Raw genomic sequence first — 24,809 nt, forward strand, 5'->3', positions numbered from 1 at the left:
CTTCTGCGATCAATCCGCCATTTGCGTCGGGCGCCCATCCGTGCTGATGGCCCTGGGATGCGTGTGGACCTGTTCGATTTCGAGTTGCCGGAGGCGGCGATCGCCCTGCGGCCGGCGAGCCCGCGCGACGCGAGCCGCCTGCTCGTGGTGCGCCCCGGCGACCCCTTGGCGGATCGCGGCGTGCGTGATCTGCCTGCCCTGCTGAGCCCCGGCGACGCCCTCGTCTTCAACGACACGCGGGTGATCCCCGCGCGGCTCTCCGGCATCCGCCATCGGGCCGGCGGCTCGGGACAGCGCTGCGAGGCGATGCTGCACCTGCGCGAGGCGCCCGATCGCTGGCGCGCCTTCGCCCGCCCGGCCAAGCGCCTCGCCCCCGGCGACCGCATCCGCTTCGGCAGCGAGGGCGCCAGTGAAGTCTGCGCCCTGTCGGGGCTCGATGCCACGGTGGAGGAGCGGGGGAGGGCGGCGAGATCCTGCTGCGCTTCGACCTGTCCGGGCCGGCGCTCGACGAGGCCATTGCCGGGCTCGGTGCCCTGCCGCTGCCCCCCTACATTGCGGGCAAGCGCGCCACCGACGCGCAGGACACGACCGACTACCAGACCGTCTATGCCCGCGAGCCCGGCGCGGTCGCGGCCCCCACTGCCGGCCTGCATTTCTCGGACGCACTGCTCGCCGGCATCGATGCGGCGGGGATCGAGCGGGTCCACGTCACCCTGCATGTCGGGGCCGGCACCTTCCTCCCCGTGAAGGCGGACGACACCGACGCCCACCGGATGCACGCCGAGATCGGCATCCTCGATGCCGCCACCGCCGCGCGGCTCAACGCCGTACGGGCGAGGGGCAATCGCGTCGTCGCCGTCGGCACCACTGCCCTGCGCCTGCTGGAGAGCGCGGCCGACCCGGACGGCACGATCCGCCCGTTCTCCGGGGCCACCGACATCTTCATCACGCCGGGCTACCGCTTCCGCGCGGTCGATGCCCTGGTGACGAACTTCCACCTGCCGCGCTCGACCCTGTTCATGCTGGTTTCGGCCTTTGCCGGCCTCGACACCATGCGTGCGGCCTATGCCCACGCGATCCAATCCGGCTATCGCTTCTACTCCTACGGCGATGCCAGCCTGCTGTTTCCGGAGGGTGCCCCGGTTTCGGAGTCCATCACATGAGCAGCCGGCGCCCACCGCTCCGGGTCGATGTCGCCCGCACCGTCGATCGCTTCCTCGGCCTGATGGCGAGCGAGGGCGGCCCGAAACTGCGCGGCCTCTATCTCGTCGGCTCGGTGGCGCTCGGTGATTTCCGGCCGGGCCGCAGCAACATCGATTTCGTCGCCTGCCTCGACGGCCCCCTTAGTGGGGCGGAGACGGAGGCGCTGGCGCGGGTCCACGCCGCCCTGGCGCGGGCCGGCGGGCCGCATTTCGACGGCTTCTACCTGCCGATCGAGGCCCTGCGTCACCCGCCGGAGCCCGACGCCGTCGTGCCCTTCAGCGTGGATGGGCAGCTTCGCAGCGGCGAGCCCTGCCATGGGGTGAACCCGGCCACCTGGCGGTGCCTTGCCCGGTCCAGCCGTCCGATCCTTGGGGCGACGCCGGCGGCGCTGAACATCGCCGATGATGATGCAACGCTGCACGCCTACGGCCTCGCCCACCTCGAAGCCCATTGGCGCCCCTGGCTCGTGCATCACGAGACCGCGCTGGCCGGCAAGGCGCCCGACGACGCCTGCGATGCGGGGGCCCTGGAATGGGGCGTGCTGGGGGTGGGCCGCATCATTGAGACCCTCGCCAGCGGCCGGATCGTCTCGAAGACCGAGGCCGGACGCCGCCTGACGGTCCTGCTCCCGAAAACCTATCACGAAGCGGTCGAGGACGCCCTCGCGGCCCGTTTCGGCGACTTGGGGGCGGTGTCGCAGGCGACGATGCGGGCCGGCCTCGATGCGATGCGTTTCCTGATCGACGCCGCGCCGGGCTATCACGCCCGCCCCGAGCCTCCCACATCCCCGGACCGATGACCGAACCGCTCGATCCCCCGACCGACTTCTCCTTCACGGTCTCCGCCACCGACGGACAAGCCCGCACCGGCCACATCGCCATGCCGCGCGGAAAGATCCGCACGCCGGCCTTCATGCCGGTGGGCACGGCCGCGACCGTGAAGGCGATGTATCCGGAGCAGGTGCGCGATCTGGGCGCCGACGTGGTGCTCGGCAACACCTACCACCTGATGCTGCGCCCCGGCGCCGAGCGGATGGCGCGGCTCGGCGGCCTCCACCGCTTCATGCGCTGGGAGGGCCCGATCCTCACCGATTCCGGCGGCTTCCAGGTGATGTCGCTCTCGGCCCTGCGAAAGATCGACGAGGAGGGCGTCACCTTCCGTTCGCATATCGACGGCACCGCCCACCGGATGAGTCCGGAGCGCTCGATCGAGATCCAGGGCCTGCTCGGGTCCGACATCCAGATGCAGCTCGACGAATGCGTGCGCCTGCCGGCCGAGCGGCCGGAGATCGAGAAGGCGATGCACCTGTCCCTGCGCTGGGCCGAGCGCTGCCGCGTCGCCTTCGGCGAGCAGCCCGGCAAGGCACTCTTCGGCATCGTTCAGGGCGGCGACGTGCCCGAATTACGCGTCGAGAGCGCGCGGGCGCTGACCGATCTCGGCCTCAAGGGCTACGCCATCGGCGGGCTTGCCGTCGGCGAGCCGCAGGCGGTGATGCTGGCGATGATCGAGACGGTGGAGCCGCATCTGCCGGCCGGCAAGCCGCGCTACCTCATGGGCGTCGGCACCCCCGACGACCTGATGCAGTCGGTGATGCGCGGCATCGACATGTTCGATTGCGTGATGCCGACCCGCGCCGGCCGCCATGGCCTCGCCTATACAAGGCACGGCCGGATCAACCTGCGCAACGCCCGCCACGCCGAGGACACGCGGCCGCTGGACGAGGCCTCGGACTGCCCGGCGGCGCGGGACTATTCGCGCGCCTATCTCCACCACCTCGTCCGGTCCGACGAGATCCTGGGGATGATGCTGCTGACCTGGAACAACCTCGCCTACTATCAGGCGCTGATGGCCGGCATGCGCGCCGCGATTGCGGCCGGGCGGCTTGCGGATTTCGTGGCCGAGACCAAGGACGGCTGGGCGCGGGCCGAGGCCGCCGCGAAGGGCTGACGCCCCGCCGGGCTTTCGGGACGATCTAGCGCAGGTCGGCGCGCTTCTGGGCCTTGTTGTAGCTGGTGATGGCCGCCTGGCAGCCCGGCGAGAGCTTGGCCTTGTTCTGCTTGAAGCAGGCGCGCACCTCGGTGCTGTCCGGCGCGAACTCGCCGCAATAGCTGAGGTAATCCCCGGTGCAGTACTGCCGCAGGGCGTCGCGGTCCCCCGCCGGTGCCGCCGCCGGGCCGGCCAGAGCCGCGCTCGTGGTGATCATCAGGGCGATGGCTGTGCGTGCGATCATGGGACTCTCTGCAACTCCGATAATACGGCCCCCGTCCGCCCCTGCCTTCGAGGCAGGCGCAGCGGGAGGGGCCGCGGGGTGTAGAGCCTGCCGATCGGGCGAGAGTACGGCCGGCTCGTGGCAGTCCAAGCCACACGGACCAAGCCACTCATGCGCCACGGAGAACCCCCGTTCCGCGGCGCGGTTCATCGAATTTTTCGGCCAGCGCCGCGTCTTGCTCCGGCCTACGGCGCGTGCGCCAGAACCCGGTAGGTGCCCTCAGGATCGTCGCGCCCGCTCGCCTGCGCCGCCTTCAGACCGGCCACGATCCGGCCGGCGATCGGCAGCCGGTAATGCAGCGGATCCCAGTAATTCGCGTCCTGCGTCGTGATCGGCGACGGGATGCGGAAATCGACCACGGTCGCCCCATGGGCCGCACCGATCCGCGTCACCTGCGCCTTGCAGGCGGCCTCCCGCGCGGCGACGGGCGAGCCGGGCGCCGCCTGTTGCGAGACGTGGACGGGCGGGAAGACCAGAAGCGTCCGGGTCTCGGGCGGGGCCTGCGCCAGGAGCGCGTCGAGCCAGCCGAGCGCCGGCATCGCCGCCTCGGCGGGCGTCGGCCGGTAGCCCGGCGCGGCCTCGGCGGCGGCCTGGATCGCCCCTGCGCTGCGGATATGCGCCTGCGCGCGGGCCGCGTCATAGAGCGCCTCGGGCGGGGTGAAGACCGCGTAGCCGTTCTCGGCAAGCCGCGCGCGCACGAGCCCGAGCCGGTACAGCGCGGCCTCGAAAGCGGTGCCGAGGCTCTGCCAGTTCACCTGCCGCAGCGCGTCCCACAGGGTGATGCGTCCGTAGAGCCACGCGGGAAAGGCGCGGAAGGTCAGGCGGCGCTCGGCCGCATCCGGCTCGCACCATGTCGGGTCGATGCCGAACAGCAGCGTTTTCGGCCGCTCGTGACGCAGGTACAGCCGGGCCAACTCGCTCTGCTCGTAGGGGGTCGCCGCATTCATCGACAGATTGGCGAAGCGGCCCCCGAAGGCGTGGCCGAGATCCGCCGGATCGAGCAGGCGCAGGGTCGAGGTGCCGAACACCGCAGCATCGTAGGCACCGCTGCGCGCGATCTGCGGGTACATGAAGCGCTGGTTGCCATCCATCAGCGGCCCCTGCGCCCGCCCCGGCCCGGCCCTCAACCCGTAGGGGTCGAGGACGGCCACGAAGCCGATGCAGACGGCGCCGAGAACGGCTGCCACAGCCAGGAACAGCAGGACGAAGCGCCGCCATTCCGGCGGCGCGCCCGGCGGATTCGCTCTCGTCATCGGGTTTCGTATCGACTCAGCGGTTGGCACCATGCGGAAGCCGTGTTGACCCTCCCGGCCCGACCCCCTATTGCGAGCCCCACGCCCCGAGCGCAACCGGCCCGCCCCACGGCGGCCCCGCGCGAACCGGGTGCGAGCGCGTAGCTCAGTTGGTAGAGCAACGGACTTTTAATCTGTAGGTCCTGGGTTCGAGTCCCAGCGCGCTCACCACTCATCTCAACTGTCTTAGCTGAGTTTTGCGAGGTCCTCTGCATTTCTAGGGCAACTCGTTGGGCGACCGCCCGTCTTTAGTTCGCTGTTGAAATCTCACTCCTCATCTTGAGCGTTACTACATGACACGATTTCATAGTGTCACAAGTCGGGGTAGTTTGATCCTTGCGACACGAATGGGATACGGAAGCGATTTTTCGGATGGCAAGACCAGCAATTTCATCTGCCATCAAGCGTACAGTTCGACAGAGATGTCGATTTGGTTGCGTTATCTGTGGACTTCCCGTCGTCCACTATGACCACATCGATGATTACGCTGTGGTTCAGGAACATACGGCAGAAAACATTACTCTGCTATGCCCAACCCATCACCAAGATAAAACAAGCAAGCGACTGCCACGTGAGACAGTCCGTAAGGCAAATGCGAATCCGTACAATGGCAGACGAGATTTCACCACTAAGCATCAAATTTTCTTCGACGGAGACCACATTAGATTCAATATTGGAACCAACATTTTTGACTCTTATCTCGAAGATGGAAAAAAGTTTAGCGCGATTATCGCTGGGGGAGATCATTTTGCGAGCTTTATCAAGGAAGATGACGCGCTATTATTGAACCTTGAAATTAGAGATGCCGTATTAAATCCCATCCTTTCGATACGCAACGGTGAGGTATTGGTCTCAACGGGCGTGCAAGACATCACAATGGAAGGGCCACACTTGACCATGACGCCAAAATTTTCAATAAAGCCCGTAAAGATACATTTTTTGGAAAATGGAGTCAACATAAGCAGTGGGTTCTTTTACGCCCACCAAAGAATAGTCGATGTAAGCCCGAGTCATGTATTGTTAATACCATTTAACATAATCATGTCAGAGTCATACTCTCAGTCAAACGATACTGGAGTTGTATTTTAATGAAGAATAGATCAGAAGCCGACTAACTTTCGCGTCCAATGGAGCCGTCGGCACGCGCGATGAGGCTTGCTCACCGGTAGCCACGCGGCCATCCCGGTCTCGAACCGAACGCGAGACTCCCATGGACACCCCACCGCCCCCCACGCTGCACGCCCTCCGCCGCGGCGACCTCGCCGGAGCGCGGGAACTGCGCCTCAGCGGAACACTGAAAGAAGTCCCGCCCGAAATTTTTGGCCTCGCCAATACCCTGGAGCTGCTGGATCTCAGCGATTGCGGCCTCACCGCACTCCCGGATGACATCGGCCGGCTCAAGCGGCTGCGCGTCCTGTTCTGCTCGGGCAACCGCTTCGAGCGTCTGCCGCCCGCCCTCGGGGATTGCCCGGCGCTGAGCCAAGTCGGGTTTCGCGCCACCGGCCTGCGGGAGGTGCCGGGCGAGGCGCTGCCGCCGGCCCTGCGCTGGCTCACGCTGACCGACAACCGGATCGCGCACCTGCCCGACGCCCTCGGCCGACGCCCGCACCTGCAGAAGCTGATGCTGGCGGGAAACCGGCTGGCGGCGCTGCCACCCTCGCTCGAAGGCGCGCCAAGCCTCGAATTGCTGCGCCTCTCCGCCAACCGCTTCGACGCGCTGCCCGCTTGGCTGACGGCCTTGCCGCGGCTCGCCTGGATCGCCTGGGCCGGCAATCCCCTCGACGGCGAGCCGGCGCCGGCCCGCGTGCCGCAGGTGCCCTGGGCGGCGCTCGCGCTCGGCCCGTGCCTCGGCGAGGGCGCCTCGGGGCGGATCCACCGGGCTTTGTGGCGTCGGCCGGACGGGGAGGCGGCGGTCGCGGTGAAACTGTTCAAGGGCCGCATGACCAGCGACGGGCTGCCCGAACAGGAGATGGCGGCCTGCCTCGCCGCCGGCCGGCATCCCCACCTCACCGGCGCGCTCGGGCGGATCGAGGGGCATCCGGACGGGGTGCAGGGGCTGCTGATGCCGCTGATCCCGGAGGGCTGGCGGGTTCTGGCCGGATCGCCGAGCCTGGAAAGCTGCAGCCGCGACGTCTACGCGCCGGATCTCGCCCTGGCGCCGGAAACGGCGTTGCGCATCGCGGCCGGCGTGGCGCGGGCGGCGGCCCATCTTCATGGCTGCGGCGTGCTCCACGGCGACCTCTACGGCCACAACACCTTGTGGGACGGGGACGCGGGCGAGGCGGTGCTGAGCGATTTCGGGGCCGCCTCCGTGCTGCCGCCCGGCGAGGCCGGCGAGGCCTGGCAGCGCATCGAGACCCGCGCCTGGGGCATCCTGCTCGGCGAATTGCTCGACCTTTGCGCGACCGAACCCGCCGGCATCGCGGATTGGCGCGTGCTGGAGCAGGCCTGCCGGGGGGCCGATCCGCGGGCGCGGCCGTCGATGGCGGAGGTTGTTCGGACCATATCTCCGCTTCTGTCGCTGGATCGTCACGCGGATGCGTGATCCATCACGGGTTCAGCCGCGTTGTGCCTGTCCCGGACGATGCGGCAGGATGTAGGCTCACATCCGCCACAACCCTCACGAGGAGCAGGACGAAACCGCATGAGCGACCCGCGCGAGATCGAGCTGAAGCTGGAATGCGAGCCCTCCGACCTCGCCGTCCTGCAGGATCATCCGCTCCTGCGGGAGGCGGCGGTACAGGGGGAAGCCGAGCTCGCCTCCGTCTATTTCGACACGCCGGACCGGCAGCTGCACGCGGCCGGGCTCGGCCTGCGGGTGCGCGAGAGCGAGGGGCGCTTCGTCCAGACTCTCAAGGCCGAAGGCGATGGCCTGTTCGACCGGCCGGAATGGGAGCAGCCGGTCGAGGGCGCTGAGCCGGACCGGGCGGCGCTCGCCGACACGCCCTTCGCGCGCCGCGTCGCGGATGATGCCGCGCTGGAGCCGCTCTTCACCACCCGCGTCACCCGGCGGACCTACCTCGTCGAGCAGGGCGAGTCCCGCATCGAGGTCGCCCTCGATCTCGGCCGGATCGAGGCGCCGGCCGCCGGCGACGACATCCTGTCGATCTGCGAGATCGAGCTCGAACTGAAGGAGGGGACCGCGAGCGACGTGTTCGCGCTCGCCTACGCCATCGCCGCCCTCGTGCCCGTGCGGCTCGGCGTGCGCAGCAAGGCCGAGCGCGGCTACGCCCTGGCCGCCGGCAAGATCGACCGGGTGCGCAAGTCGGAGCCGGTGCCGCTGCATGACGACATGAGCGCGGCGGAGGCGTTCCGCGCCGTCGCCCATGCCTGCCTGCGCCACATGCGCATCAACGAGGACATCCTGCTCAAGAGCCGCGACGCCGACGCGCTGCACCAGATGCGCGTCGCGATCCGGCGCCTGCGCTCGGCCTTCTCGCTGTTCGGCGACCTCGTGGACGATCCGCTCGGCGTTCGCATCCGCGCGGAGCTGAAGGCGGCGACCGAGCCGCTGGGCCGGGCGCGCAACCTCGACGTCTTCCTCGCCACCATCCTGCCGGCCGAGCGCGAGCGGCATCCCGACGAGGTCGGCCTGCTCGGCCTCGAGCGGCAGCTCGAAGACGAGCGCGCGAAGGCCTATCGCGACCTCGCCGCGCTGCTGCGCTCCGATGCGTGGCGGATGCTGCTGCTCGACCTGATTGGCTGGATCAATGCCGGCCCCTGGCTGCGGGACGACAGCCCCGGCCGCGTCTCCCTGCGCGAGGAGCCGGCCCGCGTCTTCGCCGCCCGCGAACTCGACCGGCGGCGGCGGCAGGTGAAGCGGCGCGGGCGCCATCTCGACGACCTCGACCCCGAGGAGCGCCACCGGGTGCGCATCGCCGCCAAGAAGCTGCGCTACGGCGCGGAATTCTTCGCGCCGTTGTTCCCCGGCAAGAAGGCGGGCAAGCGCCACGGCGCCTTCGGCAAGGCTCTCTCGGATCTGCAGGACCATCTCGGCGCGCTCAACGACATCGCCACCGGCCACGAATTGATGCGGGATCTGACGGTCGAGCCGGCCGGCGCGACGACCCTGTTCGCCGCCGGGATGACGGCGGCCGATATCGAGGCGCGCAGCCGCAAGCTCCTGGAAGCCGCGGCCGAGGCGCACGAGGATCTCGTCGACACCAAGCCGTTCTGGCGTTGAGGTTATCCCGACCCGCGAGAGGGCGTTGCGCGGGAGACGATGGCGCGCAACCTGTGAGTACCGTAAGGCGGAGCGGCTGAAGGGGGCGGGAATAATCCCGCCGCCAGGGTCCTTTCGTGCCGATGCGTTTCGAGGTCGAGCGGAAATTCCTCGTGGCCGATGACGGCTGGAAGGCGGGCGTCGTCCGCCGGCACCGGCTCACCGACGGGCTGATCGGGCAGTTCGACACCGGCAAGGTGCGAGTTCGGCTCGATGAGGACCGGGCTTGGCTCACCATCAAGGGCGCGCGCGTCGGCCTCGGTCGGCCGGAATTCGAGTACGAGATTCCGCGGGCGGACGCGGAAGCGATGATGCGCCTCGTCTGCGACACCTGTTTCATCGAGAAGACCCGCCATTGCGTGCCGCATGCCGGACTCGTCTGGGAGATCGATGTCTATGGTGGGACGCTGGCCGGAATGATCCTGGCCGAGGTGGAGCTGGAACATGAGGCCCAGGCCTTCGAGCGTCCGGCCTGGCTCGGCCTCGAGGTGACCGGAGATCCGCGCTTCCGCCAATCGGCGCTGCTGCGCCGCTTCGAGGAGGCCGGGCGCCGCGTCACCCTGGAAGAGGTGCTGGCCGCTCCGCTGTGAGGGCTGAGCTCAGCGCACGTCCGGTATCGCCACGGCCTCGGCCACCCGGCGCAGCTTGTCTGGGTTGCGGGTGATGTAGATGCCGGCGATCCGCCCGTCGCGGATTTCCAGTGCCGTCACTTGGAGGACGCCGCCGCGTTCCAGGCTGACGAAGCCCGGCAGGCCATCCACTCGCACGGCGCGGAGGAGGGTGGCGGGCGACCCGGCATATTTGCGGGCGAGCCCGGAGAACAGCCGCAGGACGCGATCGATTCCGCGAATCGGGTTGAGGACAGCGATGACCTTGCCGCCGCCATCCGCCCGCATCGTCACGGTCTCGGACAGCAGGCCGCGCAGGGCGGCGACGTCGCCGCTGCGCGAGGCGTCGAAGAAGGCGCGTGCGATCCGCTCGCCCTCCTCGGTCGGCAGGGGGTAGCGCGGGCGCTCGGCGCGGACATGCTGGCGGGCCCGCACGGCGAGCTGGCGCACCGCCGGAGCCGCCCGCCCCAGCGTCGCGGCCACCTCGTCGAGGGGCACGCCGAACACGTCGTGCAGGAGGAAGGCCGCCCGTTCCAGGGGCGAGAGACGCTCCAGCGCCATCATCAGCGTGAGGGTGAGGTCGTCGCCGTCGATCGCCTCTTCCGTGTCGAGCGCGGGCTCCGGCAGCCAAGGCCCAACATAGACCTCCCGGCGCGCGCGGGCCGATTTCATCGTGTCGAGGCAGAGCCGGGTGACGATGCGCGACAGAAAGGCGCCCGGCACCGCGACGGCGGCGCGGTCCGCCGCCTGCCAGCGCAGCCACGCGCTCTGAACCACATCCTCCGCTTCGGCGAAGGAGCCGAGCATCCGGTAGGCAAGGCGGGTTAGCCGCGCCCGCTCCGCCTCGAACGGATCGGACGCCTCAGGCCGCATCACGGGACGGGTCGGGATGGTGGACGCCGCGCAGGCCGACTCGAACGGATCGGACGCCTCAGGCCGCATCACGGGACGGGTCGGGATGGTGGACGCCGCGCAGGCCGACCTGCAACCGGTTCCACAGGTTGATCGCGCCGATCTGAAGCGTGAGCTGCACCTGTTCGGCCTCCGCGAAGGACGTCCGCAGATCGGCATAGAGCGCGTCGGGCGCACCCGCCTCGGATAGGCGGGTCAGCGCCTCGGTCCAGGCCAAAGCCGCGCGCTCGCGCGGGCTGTAGAGGGCCGCCTCTCGCCATGCGTTGAGCAGAACGATCCGCATCTCGGTCTCGCCATGCCGGCGGGCCTCAGTGGTGTGCAAGCCGATGCAGTAGGCGCAGCCGTTGATCTGCGAGGCGCGCAGCTTCACGAGATCGATCAGGCTCCGCTCGAGGCCACCGGTCCGCAGGCTCGTCTCCACCGCCAGCATCGCCTTGATGGCGGCGTGTGCGTGATCGTAGGGGTTTTCGACGCGCGGTGTCATGGGGTTCTTCCTTCTCGTTGCAGAGGGTGAGGTTCAGCGGATTGGCGTGGTCAGGCTGGTCTCGTCGCTGTCGAGGACGAAGACGGCGAGCAGGCGGGCCGGCTCGGTGGCGCTCGCGTTGGCGCTGACAGGGTGGCGGTCGCCGGGCATCTCCGTGAAGCTCTCACCGGCCCGGTAGACCCGCTCGGGCCCGTCGTTCACCCGGCTGCGGATCGCCCCTTCCAGCACCGTCGCGGTGATGAAGGCGCTCCTGGCATGCGTATGCGCGGGCGAGGCACCGCCCGGCCCGTAGGTGACGAGCACGGCGCGCAGGCTCTTGCCCGGCACGTTGGGCAGGGCATGGTCGAAGACGAGGGCGGCCGTGGCGTCCCCGCTTGTCCCGGCGGCCGCTCCCCCTTCATCTCGTGAGCGGCAGCGTTCGTCAGCAGCGCCGCGAAGGCGGCGGCACGCAGACACGATTGGATCATCATCCCTCTCCATCGAAGCGGTGACGTGGAGGGCGGCAAACCGGCCCGTTCCATCGCCGTGCCCCCATGACGAGGCGGAAGGCGGCGCCGTGACATGGGACGCACGAATTTTTCCCGCGCGGCGGACGGTTTCGTCGGAGCGCCGCCGCGCGCTATGAAAGACTGAAGCGGTTTTCGAAGAAGGAGCGGGGGCGGTGGGGCAGGCGGCGCGTCCGGGCTTCGGCCGCACCCTTGGCTTGCGCTGGCCCGCCCGGCCCACCTTACGTCAGCTTCGTCTCGGCAGCGGCCTCGTGCTGTTCGCCTACGTGCTCACGCATCTGCTCTGCCACGCGCTGGGTAACATCTCGCTCGATGCACTGGAGACCGGGCTCACGGTGAAGGTCGCGCTCTGGCGCACGCCGCCCGCACTCGTGGTCCTCTACGGCGCGCTTCTCATCCACCTCGCCCTCGGGCTCCAGGCTTTCTACGAGCGGCGCTTCTACCGGGTGCGGCCGGCCGAGACCGCGCAGCTCCTGCTCGGCCTCGCCGTCCCCCTGCTCCTTCTCAGTCACCTCGTCGGCACGCGTCTGGCCTGGAGCGTGGAAGAGCTCGACCGGGGCTATGCCCAGGTTCTCTACGGCACCTGGGTTGCCGCGCCGGGCCACGGCCTGATGCTAGCGGCGGGTCTGGTCGTCGCGTGGCTGCACGGCTGCTTCGGCCTCTATTTTTGGCTCCGGCTCAAGCGCGGCTTTGCCCGCGCCGCGCCCTGGCTGCTCGCGGGTGCGGTGCTGGTGCCGGTGCTGGCCCTCCTCGGCGTGGTGCAGGGCGGGCGCAGCGTCGCGGCGCTCGCCGCCGATCCGGCGTGGCGAGCGCAGGAGCTCGGGCCGAACCATCTCGGGCTGGCCGAGCAGACCGAACGGCTCGGCGCGATCCGGCGCGGGCTGTTCCTGGCCTATCTGGCGTTGCTCGCCCTCGTCCTGCTCGCGCGCGGCGCCCGCACCCTCGCCGAGACGCGGGGCGGCTTCGTGCGCATCGGCTATCCCGACGGGCGCACCATCCGCGTTCCGCGGGGGAGCAGCGTGCTGGAAGCGAGCCGGCGCGGCCGCATCCCGCATGCGAGCGTCTGCGGCGGGCGCGGGCGCTGCTCGACCTGCCGCATCCGGGTCGTCGATACGGAGCGCAGCCGCCTCCTGCCGGAGCCGGAACGGGCCGAGCGTCTCGTCCTCGACCGCATCGGCGCGAGCCCCGGCATAAGGCTCGCCTGCCAGCTCCGGCCCGACGGCGACCTCACCGTCGCGCCGCTGTTCACGCCGCAGGCCCGCGCCGCCTCCGTGCGCGATCCGGAGCGGGCCGCGACCGGCGAGGAGCGGTTCGTCGTCGTGCTGTTCGCCGACCTGCGCGGCTCGACCCGGTTCGCGGAGGAACACCTGCCCTACGACACCGTCTTCGTCATCGGCCGCTTCCTCGGCGCCGTCGGCCGGGCGGTGCGCGAGTCGGGCGGAACCGTGAACCAGCATCTCGGCGACGGGCTGATGGCGATCTTCGGCCTCGATCGCGATCCCAAGCACGCGGCCCGCGATGCCCTAAAGGCGGTCGATGGCATCGCGCGCCATGTGGAGCAGCTCAACCGCATGCTCGCTGCCGATCTCGGCGAGCGCCTGCGCTATGGCGTCGGCCTGCATGCGGGCATGGCCATCGTCGGCGAGTTCGGCGACGAGACCGAATCCCGCTTCACGGTGCTCGGCGACACGGTCAACGTCGCCGCCCGGCTGGAGGGGCTGACCGGGCCGATGCGGCAGGTCGCGATCGTCTCGGAGGCCGTCTACGAGGCCGCCGGACTCACCCCCGGCGCGCTGCAGGAGCTGACGCTGACGGGGCGCGCACAGCCGCTCCGAGCGCGCCTGATCGGTACCGACGCTTCGGCAGCACTTCAGGACGGCTGATCGGCTCCTTACACGCGCAGGAAAGCCAAGAGGTCCTCGGTCAGCCGGTCCTTATGGGTGAAGGGGATGGCGTGTGGCGCGCCCTCGTAGACTTCGAGACGGGCGCCGGGAATGGCCTGCGCCGCGGCCTTGCCGCTGATGTCGAAGGGCACGGTCTGGTCAGCGTCGCCGTGGATCACCAAGGTTGGCACCCGGAACGCGGCCATGTCGGCCCGGAAATCCGTCCCGCCAAACGCGCGCACGCAATCGACCGTCGCCTTGGGCGAGGCCCGCATCGCCAGCATCCCGGTCCAGGCCATCAGCTCCGACGAGGCCGGCGAGGAGAGCAGCCCGGCGCCGAAGAAGCTCTTGACGAAGTTCGACCAGAAGTGTGGCCGGTCCCGCTCGATCCCCTCGATCATGCCCTCGAACACGCTGGCATCGACGCCCTCGGGATGATCGGGCGTCTTGGCGAGCATCGGCGTCACCGCCGAGACCAGCACAGCGCGCGCCACCCGTGCGCCGCCATGGCGCGAGAGGTAGCGGGCAATCTCGCCGCCGCCCATGGAAAAGCCGACGAGGGTCACGTCCTGAAGGTCGAGGCTGTCGAGCACGGCCTTCAGGTCGTCGGCGAAGGTGTCGTAGTCGTAGCCGCTCCAGGGCTGATCCGAGCGCCCGAACCCGCGCCGGTCATAGGCGATGGTGCGAAAGCCCGCGCCTATCAGGGCCGGCTGCTGATACTCCCACATGTCGGCATCGAGCGGCCAGCCATGGATCAGCACGACCGGAGGGCCGCTGCCCCAATCCTTGTAGAAGAGGCGCGTCGCGTCCCTGGTCTCGATCAAGGGCATGCCGGGCTCCTTGAGCGGAGCGCGCCGATGCGCGCCCCATAGGTCCGTTGGGTCGTCAGAGGGCCGGCTCAGCGAGCCGGAGCGGTCTGGGTCGAGCCGGTGGCGCCGGAGGCGGGCGGCTTGATCGCCCACAGCTCCGTCGGCAGGCTGAGCGGCGCGCCGGGCTTGTAGTCGGCCGAATCCTGGATGTGCGAGGTGGTGACGTAGATCGTCCCGTCCGGCCCCTCGCCGAAGGTGTCCGGCCAGCGCAGGCTTGGGTCCTGCACCAGCGTGGCGAGCCCGTCCTTGCCGCCCGCGAGGTCGCGCACCTTCACCGCGTTGTCCTGCGGCGAGGTCACGTACATCCGTCCGTCGCGGCGGGCGATCAGCAGGCCGTCGGCGACGCCGTTCTCGCCGACCTTCACGACCTTGCTTGAAAGGCTCTTGTCGGTGAGCGTGTCGGGCACGACCGAGGCAGCGGCCCAGCCGGTGAGCGCATCGGTCGGCAGGCTGTAGAGCGTCTTGCCCTTGATCGCCTGCCAGTAGAGCGTCTCGCCGTCTTTCGAGAGCGCGATGCCGTCGGCGGCGAACTCGACACCGCGCCCATCGGGACGGCGCAGCGGCTTGCCGTCGTAGCTCACGGTCACCGACTTGTCGGGCATGGTCGAGGGATCGCCCGACAGAATGCGCTTGGCCGATCCGCTGTCGAGATCGACGACGATCAGCGCGCCCTCGGCGCCGGAATCGGTGAGGTAGGCGGTCTTACCGTCTGGCGAGATCCGCACGTCGTTGAGGTAGGAGGCTTGGAGCACCGTTGTGGTGTCGAACGGAATCGTCTTGATGACCTTGTTGGTCTTGAGGTCGATCCCGACGAGCTTCGGCCCGTCCTTAATCACATGCGCCATCGCGGGGGCGGCAGCATCCACCACCCATAGCCGGTCCTGCCCATCGGCGACGACGCTCTGCACGCAGACGAAATGGTCCTTCGGCGAGAGTTCGTCGGCCCGCGCGTTGCGCCACGCGTTCCACTGGTCGTCGGGGAAGGGCACGGGCTTGCCGTCCTTCAGTTCGGCCACCGAGACCGGCGCGTCCTCGCTCCAGCGCGGGAAGTTGACGAAGATGCGCCCGTCGCGGGCCACCGTGATGCCGGTGACCTGATGCTCGAAGCTCGCGACCTTGGTGAGCGCGGCCTTTCCCTCCTGCGCGCGGGCGGGGAGGGCGCTCGCCATCGTGCCCGTGAGGAGTGCCACGGCGAGGGCGGTCAGGGATCTGGTCATGGTCGGACAACCTCGGGCCGATGATCGGCGGGATTGCCAGCGCAACCCCGGCGCACGCGGCCGGGGTCCTTCACGAAAGCGTTGTCCCCGTCAGGCCGGCACGTCGTCGATCGAGGCCGGTTCCACCTCCGGCACGCGGTTGCGCGCGTGGCGAAAGCGGGAGAGCGCCTGATAGGTCTTCAGCCGCGCCCGCATCAGCGAGCCGAGCGGCCGGTGCGCCACGAGGCTGTGAGCGGGACGGAAGGAGAGCACGTCGTCGGCGTAGTTCCGCCGGGCCTCGCTGAGCGCGTCCTGCGCCGGCAGAACGAGGCGGGCGACGGTGCGATAGGGGCTCTGCGCCTCGTCCCAGCGCTTCGAGGCATCCTCGACCGGCATCTCGTCGAGGTTCAGGCAGAGCTGGACGCGAATGTCGAACACCGCCTCGCTTCCCGCGAGATAGCTCAGCACTGCGTGGCGGAAGACGTTCCCGTCCTCGCGGCCGGTGTCGAGCGGCGCGTCGGCGAGCGCCGCCTGCGCCGGTGAGGCGGGAAAGGCGCCAAGCTTGGCGACGTGGTCGCCGTAGCGGAGCGCGGCCTGTGAGTAGTACGGTTCGGCCAGCGGGTGGTGCGGCACGTGGCCGAAGAAGTCGAGGAGCGGCGAACTCTCGCCCGTCATCGATTTCACCACCCCGTCGAGCGCCCGCGCGCTCCGGGAGACCGCGACCTTCACCGCTTCCGGTGCGGAGGTGCCCGCCTCCAGCTGCTTCATGCTGCCCAGGAAACCCTTGGCGTCGGGATTGGGGAAGACCGGCCCGGTGGCGAAGACGAAGTCCTGGGTCGGCGCCTCGTGGCCGGGCAGCTTGTCGCCCTCGACGCCGAGCACCTTGATCGCCATGCCGCGATGGGTCGAGACGCGGTCCTTCAGGAGCTCGCCGGGCCCCTGCGCGAAGCGCACGATGACCGAATGCGTGCCCGGCGTCGCGAACAGGCCCTGCGCCAGTTCGGGTGGAAGGTTCGGGAGGATTTCCAACGCACCGACGGCAACGCCGCTGATCTTGGCATGCGAGGCCCGCACCGCATGCCCGTAGCGCTCGGCGGTGATCTCGCTCTCGTGGGTCATCGCAGCGATGATCCGATCGATGGTCTCGTTCTCGTCGGGGCTCAGCGTCTCGATACCGTCGTGGTAGCGAATCGGTGCGGCAGTCATGAAAAGTCTCGCGTCTCAGCAAATCTGAGGGAGCGAACCGGGAGAACGCGTGAAAGTTCGGGCCGCGCCCCGGCCTACAACTTCTCATCGCGTATCTTTGATGGGCCGGGCGGCGACGCGAATTCCGACCTGAAGTTCGCTGGAACGGTTCAGGTTCGCTCGCCGTTACAGGCGCAGATTTATCCCAATCGGAGGATTGTCATGCGCAAATCCCTTCTCGCCGCCGCGGTTCTGACGCTCGCCGGGGCCTCGGGCGCCATGGCCCAGACCACCGTGATCGAGCGCGACGCGCCGGATCGGGTCGTGGTGGATCGCTCACCCAGCAGCTCCTCGACCACCGTCGAGCGGCGCGAGCATTCGGACGGCTGCTCCAGCAAGACGGTGACGAAGGAAAACGACGTGGGCGACCGCAAGACGGTCACCAAGGAGAACTGCGACTGATTTTTCTGGAATTTCAGTCCTGAAAAAGAAGAACCCGCCGCGGATGACCGCGGCGGGTTCTTTTTTTGCGATGTCCGGGTTCAGGCGTGCGCGAGCACGGCGAGCAGAAGCAGCGCGATGATGTTGGTGATCTTGATCGCCGGGTTCACGGCGGGGCCCGCCGTGTCCTTGTAGGGGTCGCCGACGGTGTCGCCGGTCACGGCCGCCTTGTGCGCGTCCGAGCCCTTGCCGCCGTGGTGGCCGTCCTCAATGTACTTCTTGGCGTTGTCCCAGGCGCCCCCGCCCGAGGTCATCGAGATCGCGACGTAGAGGCCGGTGAGGATCACGCCGAGCAGCGAGGCGCCGACCGTAGCGAAAGCCTGCGACTTGCCCGCAATCGCCTGGATCACGAAGAAGATCACGATCGGCGAGAGCACCGGCAGCAGCGAGGGGATGATCATCTCCTTGATCGCCGCCCGGGTCAGCATGTCCACCGCGCGGCCGTAATCCGGCCGGTCGGTGCCCTGCATGATGCCGGGCTTGGCCCGGAACTGGCGCCGCACCTCCTCGACCACCGCGCCCGCCGCGCGGCCCACCGCCGTCATGGCGATGCCCGCGAACAGGAACGGGATCAGGCCGCCGAGCAGGAGGCCGACCACGACGTAGGGATTGGAGAGGGAGAAATCGACGCTCACCCCCTGGAAGAAGCGGTACTGCGTCGGGCTGGCATTGGCGATGAAGTAGTTCAGGTCGGAGGTGTAGGCAGCGAACAGCACCAGGGCGCCGAGGCCGGCCGATCCGATGGCGTAGCCCTTGGTGACGGCCTTGGTGGTGTTGCCGACGGCATCGAGCGCGTCGGTCGCCTTGCGCACCTCGGCGGGGAGGCCTGCCATCTCGGCGATACCGCCGGCATTGTCGGTGACCGGGCCGAAGGCATCGAGGGCGACGATGAAGCCCGCGAGCGCCAGCATCGCCGTGACCGCGATGGCGATGCCGAACAGGCCGGCCAGCGCGTAGGTGGAGATGATGCCCGCCACGATGACGAGGGCCGGCAGCGCGGTCGATTCGAGCGAGATCGCGAGGCCCTGGATCACGTTGGTGCCGTGGCCGGTGACGGAGGCAGTGGCGATCGACTTCACCGGGCGGAAGTTCGTGCCGGTGTAGTACTCGGTGATGACGACGATCAGCGCGGTGATGACGAGGCCGAGCACCGCGCAGCCGAACAGGGCGCCCGAGGAGAAGGTCAGGCCGGTATTCGTCGTGAAGGTGGTCGAGAACCCGCCGAACAGCGCCAGATTCACGCCGGCGATGGCCACGATCGAGAGCACGCCCGCCGCGATCAGGCCCTTGTAGAGTGCGCCCATGATCGACTGGTTGGCGCCGAGCTTCACCGCGTAGGTGCCGATGATCGAGGTGACGATGCAGGCCGCCCCGATGGCCAGCGGGTAGATCATCATCGCTTCGAGCACGGGCGCGTTGCCCGCGAAGAAGATCGCGGCAAGCACCATGGTGGCGACCACGGTCACCGCATAGGTCTCGAACAGGTCCGCGGCCATGCCGGCGCAGTCGCCGACATTGTCGCCCACGTTGTCGGCGATGGTGGCGGGGTTGCGCGGATCATCCTCGGGAATACCGGCCTCGACCTTGCCGACGAGATCGCCGCCGACATCGGCGCCCTTGGTGAAGATACCGCCGCCCAGCCGCGCGAAGATCGAGATCAGCGAGGCGCCGAAGCCGAGCGCCACCAGCGAGTCGATGACTTCGCGGCTTCCCGGCGCCAGCCCGGCGCCGCGGGTGAGGAACAGGTAGTAGAGGGCGACACCGAGCAGCGCGAGGCCCGCCACCAGCATGCCGGTCACCGCGCCGGACTTGAAGGCGACTTCCAGCCCGCCGCCGAGCGACTGCGTGGCGGCCTGCGCCGTGCGGACGTTGGCACGGACCGAGACGTTCATGCCGATGAAGCCGGCCGCGCCCGAGAGCACCGCGCCGATCAGGAAGCCGATGGCGACCCTGATGCCGAGAAAGTAGGCCAGAAGGACGAAGAGGACGACGCCGACGATCCCGATCGTGGCGTATTGGCGCCTGAGATAAGCCTGCGCGCCCTCGGCGATGGCGCCTGCGATCTCCTGCATGCGCTGGGTGCCGGCATCGCGTCGCATTACGTCACGGATAGTCACGACACCGTAGGCAACGGCGCAGAGCCCGCCCACGATGATCAGCAAAAGTGCGGTCATGCGTGCGTCCTTGATTTTTGATTGTGGTGTGCCGAGCCCGGCCGGAATGGCCGTCGAACGTTGCTGCGACGTTGCTCGGCTTCAGGCGCCCTCCCTCGAGAAGCTGAACTTAATTGCCAAACTTCGGCGTCCAGCGCAAATGCCTCGTGCCGTTGAGAACCTTTCGAAACGGCCAATACGCAGAATACTGACAAGTCTCGTGTTATTGCAGTGCAATCGCTGCGGCGCCAGACATTCGGAGAAGCTGCCTTCGCTTCCCGTCCGGACAATCTCGAGGCAGCCCATTTTGGCGTCGGCGCAGGAGATCGGAGGGTCGGGAGCACCTCGGATCGCGCGCCGCTCCGGCGCAGCCCGTGAAGCCGTCGGCGTCGTCAGCCGCCGAGCTTTGCTTCGGTTTCCACAGACGCCAGGCAGAAGGGCTATCGCCGCCCATGAGATGGGTGCTGCCGCGAGCAACGCCTTTGCCGGCATCGCCGATCTTCGGTTCGCTGCAAGGAAGCGAAGAAGCGGACCCGATACGATCAGGGGTCGTTGATCAGGCGTTCGGAGATCATCATCGATGTCCGGCCCCCAGACGGGCCGAAACGGTATCGAAGTTGGCGCGGGGCGCCCTCGGGACACGCGCCCCGGATTCAGGCCGCAATCACGCTGTCAGAGCAGTGCGACCGGACGAATGCCGGACGCACGAGCGCATTTCCCGGCGGCGGCCGGCTCGGGAGAAAACGTCTCGATCCGAGACCGGGCGCGACCCTCGCCCATGCGTAGAAAACCGAGCGCCCGGCAGGCCGACCGGACGCCCCGAGGCCGGCGCCTCAGCGCAGCGGCGGAGCCCTGTAGGCGGGGGCCAGGACGTAGCCGTCCGAGGCACGGCGCGGGCCCTGGGGCGTCGCGAGGAGCACATTGCCGTAATAGTCGTTGCCGGTGGGCCGAAACCGCCGCCGTTCATCACGGTCGGCACCGGCACGGCACCGATGGCGCGCAGATCCTGACCGTCGGTGCTGATCGGCGGGCCACGGAAGCGGCCGCTCTCGGGATCGACCTCGTACACCGTCGGCCCGCGCGCATCGCCGTAGGGGCGATCCTGCAAGTTCTGGGCAGAAGCTCCCTGAGCGACGAGCCCGAAGAGGGAGGCGGCAAGGAGGAGGCGGGCACGGGCCACGGGTTGCTCCGTCGTCGGCGCTCTTCCGACCGAAGCGATGGCCGCTCCGACCCGTGAGAACGCATCAAGATAGGACATGAGCCGATCGGGATCGCAGCGCAATCGGGATCAGCTCGGACTGACGTCTCGAGGCTGCGATCAGACCCCGGAACGTGACAAGGAAACGTTGACGTGCGGAAGCCCGGCGTTCCCGGCCTTCCGCAACCGTCGCCTCACCCCTTCGATTGCAGGACGGTGCGCGGTTCGCGCACCACGGGGCTGCAATCGGACTTGTATGCGTTCAGCGGGAGCGGCGTCGAGCTGCAGGAATAGGCCTCCTCGGGCGAGGGGCGGGCACGGGATCGCGCGCCACGATCGGGTGGGGCGCGCAGGCTCCGGCGGCAGCGCCGGCGAGCGCCAGGGCGGCGAAGAGCTTCAGGCGGCGCATGCGGAACCTCGAAACGCGTCCGTCCGCCGGGACGACCCGGCGGCAAAACCGGACATGACCCTGCGGATACGGATGCCCGCTGACAAGCTTCCCCGGTCCGATGCCCGCCCGGACAGGGCCGATTGCGCGGGCCCTGTCGCCCCGCCGCAACAACGTCCGGCGCGGTTCATCCAGCCGCGCCGATCCCGCCATCAGCCGGGATCGGCGCTACGCGATACTAGACGGCCTTCTGCAACGGCACGACGTTGTGGAGCGTGCGGTCGGCGTTGTCGAAGAAGCGGCGGACGTTACGGGCCGCCTGCCGGATGCGCTGCTCGTTCTCGACGAGCGCGATGCGGACATAGTCGTCCCCGTGCTCGCCAAAGCCGATCCCCGGCGCCACGGCGACATCCGACTTTTCCAGAAGCAGCTTAGAGAATTCCAGGCTGCCGAGGTCCCGGAATTTTTCCGGGATCGGCACCCAGGCGAACATCGAGGCTTCGGGCGTCGGCAGCTTCCAGCCGGCCTTGCCGAAGGACTCAACCAGGGCGTCGCGGCGCTTCTTGTAGGTCGCACGCATCTCCTTGATGCAGTCGTCCGGTCCGTTGAGCGCGGCGGTGGCTGCCACCTGGATCGGCGTGAAGGCACCGTAATCGAGGTAGGACTTCACCCGCGTCAGCGCCGCGAGCAGGCGCTCATTGCCGACGGCAAATCCCATGCGCCAGCCCGCCATCGAGAAGGTCTTCGACAGCGAGGTGAACTCCACGGTGCAATCGATCGCGCCCGGCACCTGCAGCACGGAGGGCGGCGGGTTGTTGTCGTCGAAATAGACCTCGGCATAGGCGAGATCCGAGAGCAGGATCAGCTCGTGCTTCTTCGCGAAGGCGACGAGATCCCGGTAGAAGTCGAGGCTCGCGACGTAGGCCGTCGGGTTCGAGGGGTAGCAGACGACCAGCGCCACCGGCTTCGGGATCGAGTGGACGACCGCCTTCTCAAGCGCCGGGAACATCGCCGGGGTCGGCTCGGCCGGCACGGAGCGGATCACGCCGCCCGCCATCAGGAAGCCGAAGGCGTGGATCGGGTAGCTCGGGTTCGGCACCAGCACCACGTCGCCGGGCGCCGTGATCGCCTGGGCCATGTTGGCGAAGCCCTCCTTCGAGCCGAGCGTCGCCACCACCTGCGTGTCCGGGTTGAGGCTCACCCCGAAGCGGCGCTGGTAGTAGCCGGCCTGGGCGCGGCGCAGGCCGGCAATGCCCTTGGAGGCGGAGTAGCGGTCGGTGCGCGGCTTGCCGGCGGTCTCGACGAGTTTCTCGATGACGTGGCGCGGCGCGTCGAGATCGGGGTTGCCCATGCCGAGATCGATGATGTCGGCGCCGCGGGCTCGGGCGGCGGCCTTGATCCGGTTCACCTGCTCGAAGACGTAAGGCGGGAGGCGCTTGATGCGGTGGAAATCGGTCATGGCGTTGGTCTGTCCGGTGTCGCGGAACTGATCCTCCCGCGAGGATGCGTCGGCGGTGAGGAGCCTGCCTGTTTACCATCGACGCGTTCGCGCGCCGACTTAAAAATCAACATCGCGAGGCCCCGCCGCGATCGGGGTGGAACGATCACTCCACCGGGTTGGGCGCGAGCCCCTGCGCGGCGTTCTTCGCCGCCCCTTCCGCCGCGCGCCCTTTGGACTCGTTGCGGTTGCGCGCGCCTTCCAGCTCGGCCTGCAGGGCGCTCTGTCCGGCCGAATTGCGGGCACGGATGGCGCGCCGGGGCGCTGATTCGCCCACCGGCATGTAGCTCGCATCGCTCTTGCGGGATTGCGCCACGAAATCGGGCGCCTCCACCGGCTTGATGCCGGAGCCCGCCCCGACCATCGCCGCCTTCAGTGGATTCACGTCGCCGGAGCAGCCGCCGGTCGACGCCGCGGCGGTGAAAACCGGCAAGGCGATGGCGATGGCGCGGACGGTGCGGCGCACGTTCATGACAACGGTCTGAAAATGGAGTCTGGGATGGGCGACTTCTGCTGGGTGGAGCGTTAATTTGTCGGAAACGAGGCTCGGGCCGCCCCACGGGGCGGGATGCGGGCGGACCTTTGGGAGGACGTGTCGCGTGGGCACCGAGCGGACGAACCCGGCAGCGCCGGATTTCGAGACCATCGCGCGCAACGCGAATCAGCTCGCGGAGGTGTTCCGGCAATCGGCCGCCGCCTCGCTGAAGCCGTTCGAGCCGGCGGGCCAGGGAGCCCTGCTCCCGGGCGCGAACCTCCAGGGCGCCAGCGAGATCGACGAGATGACCCGCACCCTCACGCGGGTCGCGGAGACATGGCTGAAGGATCCCGAGAAGGCGCTCCAGGCCCAGACCAAGCTCGGCCAGTCCTTCGCCGCGCTCTGGGCCTCGACCCTGACCCGGATGCAGGGGGCCGTCACCGAGCCGGTCGTCCAGCCCCCGCCGACGGACAAGCGCTTCGCCCATGCCGATTGGAGCGCGAACCCGGTCTTCGACCTGATCAAGCAGAGCTACCTACTCCTTGGCCGCTGGGCCGAGGAGATGGTCGAGACGGCCGAAGGCATCGATGAGCACACCCGCCACAAGGCGGAGTTCTACCTGCGCCAGCTCCTCTCGGCCTACTCGCCCTCGAACTTCGTGATGACGAACCCCGAGCTCCTGCGCCAGACGCTGGAGGAGGGGGGCGCCAACCTGATGCGCGGCATGAAGATGCTGCAGGAGGATCTGGAAGCCGGCGGCGGTCAGCTCCGGGTGCGGCAGACGGATCTGTCCGCCTTCACCTTCGGCAAGGACGTGGCGGTAACGCCCGGCGAGGTCATTTTCCGCAACGATCTGATGGAGTTGATCCAGTACGCGCCCACGACCGAGACGGTGCTGAAGCGTCCGCTGCTGATCGTGCCGCCCTGGATCAACAAGTTCTACATCCTCGATCTCAACCCGCAGAAGAGCCTCATCGGCTGGATGGTGTCTCAGGGGATCACGGTGTTCGTGATCTCCTGGGTGAACCCGGACGAGCGCCACCGCGACAAGGACTTCGAGTCCTACATGCGGGAAGGCATCGAGACCGCCATCGACATGATCGGCGTGGCGACCGGCGAGACCGATGTCGCGGCGGCAGGCTACTGCGTCGGCGGCACGCTGCTCGCCGTCACGCTAGCCTACCAGGCGGCGACCGGTAATCGCCGGATCAAGAGCGCGACCTTCCTCACCACGCAGGTCGATTTCACCCATGCGGGCGATCTCAAGGTCTTCGCCGACGAGGGGCAGATCAAGGCGATCGAGGAGCGGATGGCCGAGCACGGCTACCTAGAGGGCGCGCGCATGGCCAACGCCTTCAACATGCTCAGGCCCAACGACCTGATCTGGTCCTACGTCGTCAACAACTACGTGCGCGGCAAGGCGCCGGCCGCCTTCGACCTGCTCTACTGGAACGCCGACGCCACGCGGATGCCCGCGGCGAACCACTCGTTCTACCTGCGCAATTGCTACCTCAACAACACGCTCGCCAAGGGGCAGATGGTGCTCGGCAACGTGCGCCTCGACCTCAAGAAGGTGAAGGTGCCGGTCTTCAACCTCGCGACCCGCGAGGACCATATCGCCCCGGCGCTCTCGGTCTTCGAAGGGTCGGCCAAGTTCGGCGGCAAGGTCGATTACGTGCTGGCGGGCTCGGGTCACATCGCCGGCGTCGTCGCCCCGCCGGGCCCCAAGGCCAAATACGGCTTTCGCACCGGCGGCCCGGCCCGAGGCCGGTTCGAGGATTGGGTCGCGGCGGCGACGGAGCATCCGGGCTCGTGGTGGCCCTACTGGTACAAGTGGCTCGAGGAGCAGGCGCCCGAGCGCGTGCCCGCCCGCATTCCCGGAACGGGGGCCCTGCCTTCCCTGGCGCCGGCACCGGGCACCTATGTCCGCATGAAGGCGTGAGGGCATGAAGGTGTGAGGGATCGAC

At 68.6% G+C, this 24,809-nt stretch carries 20 protein-coding genes, 1 tRNA gene and 2 pseudogenes; 11 read left to right on the forward strand and 12 right to left on the reverse strand.

What is annotated here, in order from left to right:
* The first annotated feature begins 57 nt into the window (after nucleotides 1-57).
* The 3 genes and pseudogenes from queA to tgt all read left to right on the forward strand — a co-directional run bounded on the left by queA (nucleotide 58) and on the right by tgt (nucleotide 3,150).
* Nucleotides 58-1,163, forward strand: a pseudogene (gene queA / locus MSPGM_RS15370) (tRNA preQ1(34) S-adenosylmethionine ribosyltransferase-isomerase QueA).
* On the forward strand, nucleotides 1,160-2,002 hold the full coding sequence (locus MSPGM_RS15375) for a DUF4111 domain-containing protein (protein ID WP_261925696.1): 843 nt from the start codon (nucleotides 1,160-1,162) through the stop codon (nucleotides 2,000-2,002). Before queA ends, MSPGM_RS15375 begins: the two are co-directional and overlap by 4 nt.
* Nucleotides 1,999-3,150 carry a tRNA guanosine(34) transglycosylase Tgt gene (tgt, locus tag MSPGM_RS15380; protein WP_003602369.1) on the forward strand — a complete coding sequence of 384 codons (1,152 nt, stop codon included), beginning with the start codon at nucleotides 1,999-2,001 and terminating at the stop codon, nucleotides 3,148-3,150. The genes MSPGM_RS15375 and tgt overlap by 4 nt, the downstream gene beginning before the upstream one ends.
* 25 nt (nucleotides 3,151-3,175) lie before the next feature.
* Here the strand turns inward: tgt and MSPGM_RS15385 are convergent, their stop codons facing one another.
* Both MSPGM_RS15385 and MSPGM_RS15390 read right to left on the reverse strand, forming a co-directional pair.
* On the reverse strand, nucleotides 3,176-3,433 hold the full coding sequence (locus MSPGM_RS15385; RefSeq protein WP_003602368.1) for a hypothetical protein: 258 nt from the start codon (nucleotides 3,431-3,433) through the stop codon (nucleotides 3,176-3,178).
* A 224-nt stretch (nucleotides 3,434-3,657) separates the two neighbouring features.
* Nucleotides 3,658-4,725: a hypothetical protein gene (locus MSPGM_RS15390; RefSeq protein WP_012753235.1), complete on the reverse strand. Its 1,068-nt coding sequence runs from the start codon at nucleotides 4,723-4,725 to the stop codon at nucleotides 3,658-3,660.
* Between the two features lie 134 nt (nucleotides 4,726-4,859).
* Between MSPGM_RS15390 and MSPGM_RS15395 the strand changes: the two genes are divergently transcribed.
* The 5 genes from MSPGM_RS15395 (at nucleotide 4,860) to MSPGM_RS15415 (ending at nucleotide 9,576) form a co-directional block, all read left to right on the forward strand.
* Nucleotides 4,860-4,935, forward strand: a tRNA-Lys gene (locus MSPGM_RS15395).
* 201 nt (nucleotides 4,936-5,136) lie between these two features.
* Nucleotides 5,137-5,853 carry an HNH endonuclease signature motif containing protein gene (locus MSPGM_RS15400; RefSeq protein ID WP_261925697.1) on the forward strand — a complete coding sequence of 239 codons (717 nt, stop codon included), beginning with the start codon at nucleotides 5,137-5,139 and terminating at the stop codon, nucleotides 5,851-5,853.
* A gap of 121 nt (nucleotides 5,854-5,974) precedes the next feature.
* Complete coding sequence (locus tag MSPGM_RS15405) at nucleotides 5,975-7,309, forward strand: leucine-rich repeat-containing protein kinase family protein (RefSeq protein ID WP_012753236.1); 1,335 nt, start codon at nucleotides 5,975-5,977, stop codon at nucleotides 7,307-7,309.
* Between the two features lie 99 nt (nucleotides 7,310-7,408).
* Nucleotides 7,409-8,947: a CYTH and CHAD domain-containing protein gene (locus tag MSPGM_RS15410; RefSeq protein WP_003600996.1), complete on the forward strand. Its 1,539-nt coding sequence runs from the start codon at nucleotides 7,409-7,411 to the stop codon at nucleotides 8,945-8,947.
* 122 nt (nucleotides 8,948-9,069) lie between these two features.
* Nucleotides 9,070-9,576: a CYTH domain-containing protein gene (locus MSPGM_RS15415; protein ID WP_003600995.1), complete on the forward strand. Its 507-nt coding sequence runs from the start codon at nucleotides 9,070-9,072 to the stop codon at nucleotides 9,574-9,576.
* A gap of 9 nt (nucleotides 9,577-9,585) precedes the next feature.
* Here MSPGM_RS15415 and MSPGM_RS15420 read toward each other — a convergent pair whose 3' ends face one another.
* From MSPGM_RS15420 to MSPGM_RS15430, 3 genes are read right to left on the reverse strand one after another with little or no spacing between them, the layout of a single operon-like run.
* Complete coding sequence (locus MSPGM_RS15420; RefSeq protein WP_003600994.1) at nucleotides 9,586-10,536, reverse strand: sigma-70 family RNA polymerase sigma factor; 951 nt, start codon at nucleotides 10,534-10,536, stop codon at nucleotides 9,586-9,588.
* A complete protein-coding gene (locus MSPGM_RS15425; RefSeq protein WP_261925698.1) occupies nucleotides 10,526-10,990 on the reverse strand; it encodes a carboxymuconolactone decarboxylase family protein in 465 nt (154 codons plus the stop codon). Before MSPGM_RS15425 ends, MSPGM_RS15420 begins: the two co-directional genes overlap by 11 nt.
* A gap of 33 nt (nucleotides 10,991-11,023) precedes the next feature.
* Nucleotides 11,024-11,446 carry a cupin domain-containing protein gene (locus tag MSPGM_RS15430; RefSeq protein WP_261925699.1) on the reverse strand — a complete coding sequence of 141 codons (423 nt, stop codon included), beginning with the start codon at nucleotides 11,444-11,446 and terminating at the stop codon, nucleotides 11,024-11,026.
* 205 nt (nucleotides 11,447-11,651) lie between these two features.
* Here MSPGM_RS15430 and MSPGM_RS15435 point away from each other — a divergent pair, with 205 nt between their 5' ends.
* Nucleotides 11,652-13,379: an adenylate/guanylate cyclase domain-containing protein gene (locus MSPGM_RS15435; protein ID WP_003600989.1), complete on the forward strand. Its 1,728-nt coding sequence runs from the start codon at nucleotides 11,652-11,654 to the stop codon at nucleotides 13,377-13,379.
* 8 nt (nucleotides 13,380-13,387) lie between these two features.
* Here the strand turns inward: MSPGM_RS15435 and MSPGM_RS15440 are convergent, their stop codons facing one another.
* The 3 genes from MSPGM_RS15440 to MSPGM_RS15450 form a co-directional block, all read right to left on the reverse strand.
* Nucleotides 13,388-14,209: an alpha/beta fold hydrolase gene (locus tag MSPGM_RS15440; protein WP_003600987.1), complete on the reverse strand. Its 822-nt coding sequence runs from the start codon at nucleotides 14,207-14,209 to the stop codon at nucleotides 13,388-13,390.
* Between the two features lie 68 nt (nucleotides 14,210-14,277).
* The gene (locus MSPGM_RS15445) at nucleotides 14,278-15,465 is read right to left on the reverse strand and encodes an L-dopachrome tautomerase-related protein (RefSeq protein WP_003600985.1); all 1,188 of its coding nucleotides are present in this window, start codon (nucleotides 15,463-15,465) and stop codon (nucleotides 14,278-14,280) included.
* 90 nt (nucleotides 15,466-15,555) lie between these two features.
* Nucleotides 15,556-16,650, reverse strand: coding sequence for a catalase family protein (locus MSPGM_RS15450; RefSeq protein ID WP_003600983.1), 1,095 nt, complete (start codon nucleotides 16,648-16,650; stop codon nucleotides 15,556-15,558).
* Between the two features lie 201 nt (nucleotides 16,651-16,851).
* On the opposite strand from MSPGM_RS15450, the gene MSPGM_RS15455 reads away from it, so the two are divergent.
* Nucleotides 16,852-17,091, forward strand: coding sequence for a hypothetical protein (locus tag MSPGM_RS15455; RefSeq protein ID WP_003600982.1), 240 nt, complete (start codon nucleotides 16,852-16,854; stop codon nucleotides 17,089-17,091).
* 80 nt (nucleotides 17,092-17,171) lie between these two features.
* Here the strand turns inward: MSPGM_RS15455 and MSPGM_RS15460 are convergent, their stop codons facing one another.
* The 4 genes and pseudogenes from MSPGM_RS15460 to MSPGM_RS15470 all read right to left on the reverse strand — a co-directional run bounded on the left by MSPGM_RS15460 (nucleotide 17,172) and on the right by MSPGM_RS15470 (nucleotide 22,839).
* On the reverse strand, nucleotides 17,172-19,304 hold the full coding sequence (locus MSPGM_RS15460; protein WP_003600980.1) for a sodium-translocating pyrophosphatase: 2,133 nt from the start codon (nucleotides 19,302-19,304) through the stop codon (nucleotides 17,172-17,174).
* Between the two features lie 1,371 nt (nucleotides 19,305-20,675).
* Nucleotides 20,676-20,890: pseudogene (locus MSPGM_RS25375) on the reverse strand (hypothetical protein).
* A gap of 217 nt (nucleotides 20,891-21,107) precedes the next feature.
* Complete coding sequence (locus MSPGM_RS15465) at nucleotides 21,108-22,328, reverse strand: LL-diaminopimelate aminotransferase (protein WP_003600977.1); 1,221 nt, start codon at nucleotides 22,326-22,328, stop codon at nucleotides 21,108-21,110.
* 145 nt (nucleotides 22,329-22,473) lie between these two features.
* Nucleotides 22,474-22,839 carry a hypothetical protein gene (locus MSPGM_RS15470; protein ID WP_003600976.1) on the reverse strand — a complete coding sequence of 122 codons (366 nt, stop codon included), beginning with the start codon at nucleotides 22,837-22,839 and terminating at the stop codon, nucleotides 22,474-22,476.
* 127 nt (nucleotides 22,840-22,966) lie between these two features.
* On the opposite strand from MSPGM_RS15470, the gene MSPGM_RS15475 reads away from it, so the two are divergent.
* Nucleotides 22,967-24,784, forward strand: a complete 1,818-nt coding sequence (locus MSPGM_RS15475; protein WP_003600975.1) for a PHA/PHB synthase family protein — start codon at nucleotides 22,967-22,969, stop codon at nucleotides 24,782-24,784.
* Nucleotides 24,785-24,809 lie beyond the last annotated feature (25 nt).

Origin of the sequence: Methylorubrum sp. GM97, from assembly GCF_024347855.1 — a bacterium.
Classification (GTDB): Bacteria; Pseudomonadota; Alphaproteobacteria; order Rhizobiales; family Beijerinckiaceae; genus Methylobacterium; species Methylobacterium extorquens.

Excerpts from the sequence above, each read along its gene's own strand:
- MSPGM_RS15445 (WP_003600985.1), bottom strand. The coding sequence starts at position 15,465 with ATGACCAGATCCCTGACCGCCCTCGCCGTGGCACTCCTCACGGGCACG.
- MSPGM_RS15390 (WP_012753235.1), bottom strand. The coding sequence starts at position 4,725 with ATGACGAGAGCGAATCCGCCGGGCGCGCCGCCGGAATGGCGGCGCTTC.
- MSPGM_RS15465 (WP_003600977.1), bottom strand. The coding sequence starts at position 22,328 with ATGACCGATTTCCACCGCATCAAGCGCCTCCCGCCTTACGTCTTCGAG.
- tgt (WP_003602369.1), top strand. The coding sequence starts at position 1,999 with ATGACCGAACCGCTCGATCCCCCGACCGACTTCTCCTTCACGGTCTCC.
- MSPGM_RS15410 (WP_003600996.1), top strand. The coding sequence starts at position 7,409 with ATGAGCGACCCGCGCGAGATCGAGCTGAAGCTGGAATGCGAGCCCTCC.
- MSPGM_RS15470 (WP_003600976.1), bottom strand. The coding sequence starts at position 22,839 with ATGAACGTGCGCCGCACCGTCCGCGCCATCGCCATCGCCTTGCCGGTT.
- MSPGM_RS15405 (WP_012753236.1), top strand. The coding sequence starts at position 5,975 with ATGGACACCCCACCGCCCCCCACGCTGCACGCCCTCCGCCGCGGCGAC.
- MSPGM_RS15455 (WP_003600982.1), top strand. The coding sequence starts at position 16,852 with ATGCGCAAATCCCTTCTCGCCGCCGCGGTTCTGACGCTCGCCGGGGCC.
- MSPGM_RS15450 (WP_003600983.1), bottom strand. The coding sequence starts at position 16,650 with ATGACTGCCGCACCGATTCGCTACCACGACGGTATCGAGACGCTGAGC.
- MSPGM_RS15460 (WP_003600980.1), bottom strand. The coding sequence starts at position 19,304 with ATGACCGCACTTTTGCTGATCATCGTGGGCGGGCTCTGCGCCGTTGCC.
- MSPGM_RS15420 (WP_003600994.1), bottom strand. The coding sequence starts at position 10,536 with ATGCGGCCTGAGGCGTCCGATCCGTTCGAGTCGGCCTGCGCGGCGTCC.
- MSPGM_RS15425 (WP_261925698.1), bottom strand. The coding sequence starts at position 10,990 with ATGACACCGCGCGTCGAAAACCCCTACGATCACGCACACGCCGCCATC.
- MSPGM_RS15400 (WP_261925697.1), top strand. The coding sequence starts at position 5,137 with ATGGCAAGACCAGCAATTTCATCTGCCATCAAGCGTACAGTTCGACAG.
- MSPGM_RS15440 (WP_003600987.1), bottom strand. The coding sequence starts at position 14,209 with ATGCCCTTGATCGAGACCAGGGACGCGACGCGCCTCTTCTACAAGGAT.
- MSPGM_RS15415 (WP_003600995.1), top strand. The coding sequence starts at position 9,070 with ATGCGTTTCGAGGTCGAGCGGAAATTCCTCGTGGCCGATGACGGCTGG.
- MSPGM_RS15385 (WP_003602368.1), bottom strand. The coding sequence starts at position 3,433 with ATGATCGCACGCACAGCCATCGCCCTGATGATCACCACGAGCGCGGCT.
- MSPGM_RS15375 (WP_261925696.1), top strand. The coding sequence starts at position 1,160 with ATGAGCAGCCGGCGCCCACCGCTCCGGGTCGATGTCGCCCGCACCGTC.